We start from the raw sequence: 2,647 nt of genomic DNA, 5'->3' as shown, positions 1-2,647 counted from the left end.
GTGGACCAGTTTCTCTGGTCGCCGCACATCGAACTCGTCGGCATATTCACGCGCGGGTGAAGCGTCTCAGACGGTGTATTGGATGTGCCGCCGGACCGCCGCTTCGATCGTTTCCGGCTTCTTGTCGAGCGTCGAAAGGTGTACGGCGATTTCCTGCGGCCCGAGCGTCTTCCAGCAGCGATACATGTAACGCCTGACAAATCCGACCGAAGGCGCGTCTTCGACGGCGGTTTCCAGCGGTCTGCGGAGCGATATCCGCAATTCCGCGTTCCGGATAGCGCGAACGTATCGCTCGACGATTACCGCATCCGATATCGCATTCCACGGCAGAAGGCCGAGCCGGTCGAGCGTGATGCCCTCGGGCGAAACGACAAGCGCGCGGCGGTCGCGCGCAACATACGGCCAGTGATAGAGGGCGACGCCGGCCGCCGCGAGTGCGCCCAGCAGGGAAAGCAGGGGCGCCCTCGGAATACCGAAGATCGCCAATGCGCCGGCAGCCAGAACGCCGCTATAGACGATGCTCTCGCTCGTCTGCTTGGAGTAATGCACGGTCAGCCATTCGGTCGTCTCCGGCCCGGCGGAAGGAACTTCGCTCATGATTTGGCCTCGCCCATCTGAGCGCGGTGCCGCAGCCAGTGATCGGCGAGGACGCAGGCCATCATCGCCTCGCCCACGGGGACGGCGCGAATGCCGACACAAGGGTCGTGGCGGCCCTTGGTCACGATTTCCGTGTCGTCGCCGCCCTTGGTCACCGTTTTTCGGGGGCTGAGGATCGAGGACGTCGGCTTCACGGCAAACCGCGCAACGACGTCCTGTCCTGTCGATATGCCGCCAAGAACGCCGCCGGCGTGATTGGATGCGAATTCGATACCGTGAGGACCCGACTGCATTTCATCCGCGTTTTCTTCGCCCGAAAGCGAGGCTGCCGCAAAACCGTCTCCGATTTCGACGCCCTTCACGGCATTAATGCTCATCATCGCGCCCGCGAGATCGGCATCGAGCTTGCCGTAGATGGGGGCACCGAGACCCGCCGGCACGCCCGACGCGACGACTTCGATGACCGCGCCGCAGGAAGAGCCGGCCTTCCGCACACCGTCGAGATAGGTTTCCCATTCCGCCGCCGCCTTCGCGTCCGGGCACCAGAAGGGGTTGTTCTCGACTTCGTTCCAGTCCCAGTTGACGCGGTCGATCTTGTGCGGACCCATCTGCACGAGGGCGCCCCTGATGGTCATGTCCGGCAGCATCGCCCGCGCCACCGCGCCGGCCGCCACGCGAGCCGCCGTTTCGCGCGCCGAGGAGCGGCCGCCGCCGCGATAGTCGCGAATGCCATATTTCAGGAAATAGGTGAGGTCCGCATGGCCTGGCCGGAACTTCTCGACGATGTCGCCATAGTCCTTCGACCGCTGATCGACATTCTCGATCATCAGCGAGATCGGCGTGCCGGTGGTCATTTCGATGCCGTCTTCGACGAAGGTGCCGGAGAGGATTTTCACCGCGTCAGGCTCGCGCCGCTGTGTCGTGAACCGCGACTGGCCGGGCTTCCGCCGGTCGAGCCATTGCTGAATATCTTCCGCCTTCAGCGGCAGGCGAGGCGGCGCTCCGTCGACCACGCAGCCAAGCGCCGGCCCGTGGCTTTCACCCCAGGTCGTGACACGGAACAGATGGCCGAACGTATTGTGCGACATGGCCTTAGCATGACCCGCGAGGGCCGTCCTTGCGCGATGAACCGGCTAACAATACAGGAGATTCTCAGACGATGCTCATGTCCGGCGCATCTTCCGCCTTCATGCCGACGACGTGATACCCGGCATCGACATGGTGCACCTCGCCGGTCACGCCTGCGCCGAGATCGGAGAGCAGGTAGAGCGCCGAATTCCCCACTTCGTCGATCGTCACAGTGCGCTTCAGCGGCGAATTGAGTTCGTTCCACTTGAGGATATAGCGGAAATCGCCGATGCCGGACGCGGCGAGCGTCTTGATCGGACCTGCGGAAACCGCGTTGACGCGGATATTGTTGCGGCCGAGATCGACCGCGAGATAGCGCACACTGGCTTCGAGCGCGGCTTTGGCGACGCCCATCACATTGTAGTGCGGGATAACTTTCTCGGAGCCGTAATAGGTCAGCGTCACGATCGAGCCGCCGTCGGTCATCAGCTTTTCCGCGCGCTGGCAGAGCGCTGCGAAGGAATAACAGGAGATCGCCATCGAGGCGGTGAAGTTGTCGAGCGAGGTATCGACATAGCGGCCATCGAGCTCGTCCTTGTTCGCGTAGGCGATGGCGTGGACGAAGAAATCGATCCTGCCCCACTCTTTTGCGAGCGTCTCGAAGACGGCGTCCATGCTGGCGGCGTCCATGACGTCGCACGGCATCACCATCTTCGAACCGACCGACTCCGCGAGCGGGATGACCCGTTTCTGCAAGGCTTCGCCCTGATAGGTAAAGGCGATCTCGGCGCCTTGATCGGCGCAAGCCTTGGCGATGCCCCAGGCGATCGAGCGGTTGTTCGCGACACCCATGATAAGGCCGCGTTTACCGGCCATCAGGTTGCCCTTGAGAACCGGGCTCGTGCTGGTGGTGGCTTCGCTCATTGCTTCCCCGTCAACCTGGTCTGCGCCAAAAATGGAGCCGCATCCTACACAAAAGCCC

Annotated in this window: 3 protein-coding genes; all 3 read right to left on the bottom strand. The window is 62.9% G+C overall.

Annotated elements, in window-relative coordinates; translation table 11 throughout:
* Positions 1-66: 66 nt before the first annotated feature.
* The 3 genes from Q8S60_RS10235 to fabI all read right to left on the bottom strand — a co-directional run bounded on the left by Q8S60_RS10235 (position 67) and on the right by fabI (position 2,589).
* Positions 67-597: a hypothetical protein gene (locus Q8S60_RS10235; protein ID WP_305276346.1), complete on the bottom strand. Its 531-nt coding sequence runs from the start codon at positions 595-597 to the stop codon at positions 67-69.
* Positions 594-1,685 carry a chorismate synthase gene (aroC, locus tag Q8S60_RS10230; RefSeq protein ID WP_305276348.1) on the bottom strand — a complete coding sequence of 364 codons (1,092 nt, stop codon included), beginning with the start codon at positions 1,683-1,685 and terminating at the stop codon, positions 594-596. Before aroC ends, Q8S60_RS10235 begins: the two co-directional genes overlap by 4 nt.
* A 64-nt stretch (positions 1,686-1,749) precedes the next feature.
* Complete coding sequence (gene fabI, locus Q8S60_RS10225; protein WP_305276349.1) at positions 1,750-2,589, bottom strand: enoyl-ACP reductase FabI; 840 nt, start codon at positions 2,587-2,589, stop codon at positions 1,750-1,752.
* Positions 2,590-2,647 lie beyond the last annotated feature (58 nt).

The sequence above is a fragment of the Parvibaculum sp. genome (genome assembly GCF_030694575.1).
In the GTDB taxonomy this organism is placed as follows: Bacteria; Pseudomonadota; Alphaproteobacteria; order Parvibaculales; family Parvibaculaceae; genus Parvibaculum.
This window is presented reverse-complemented; position numbering and strand designations above follow the sequence as displayed.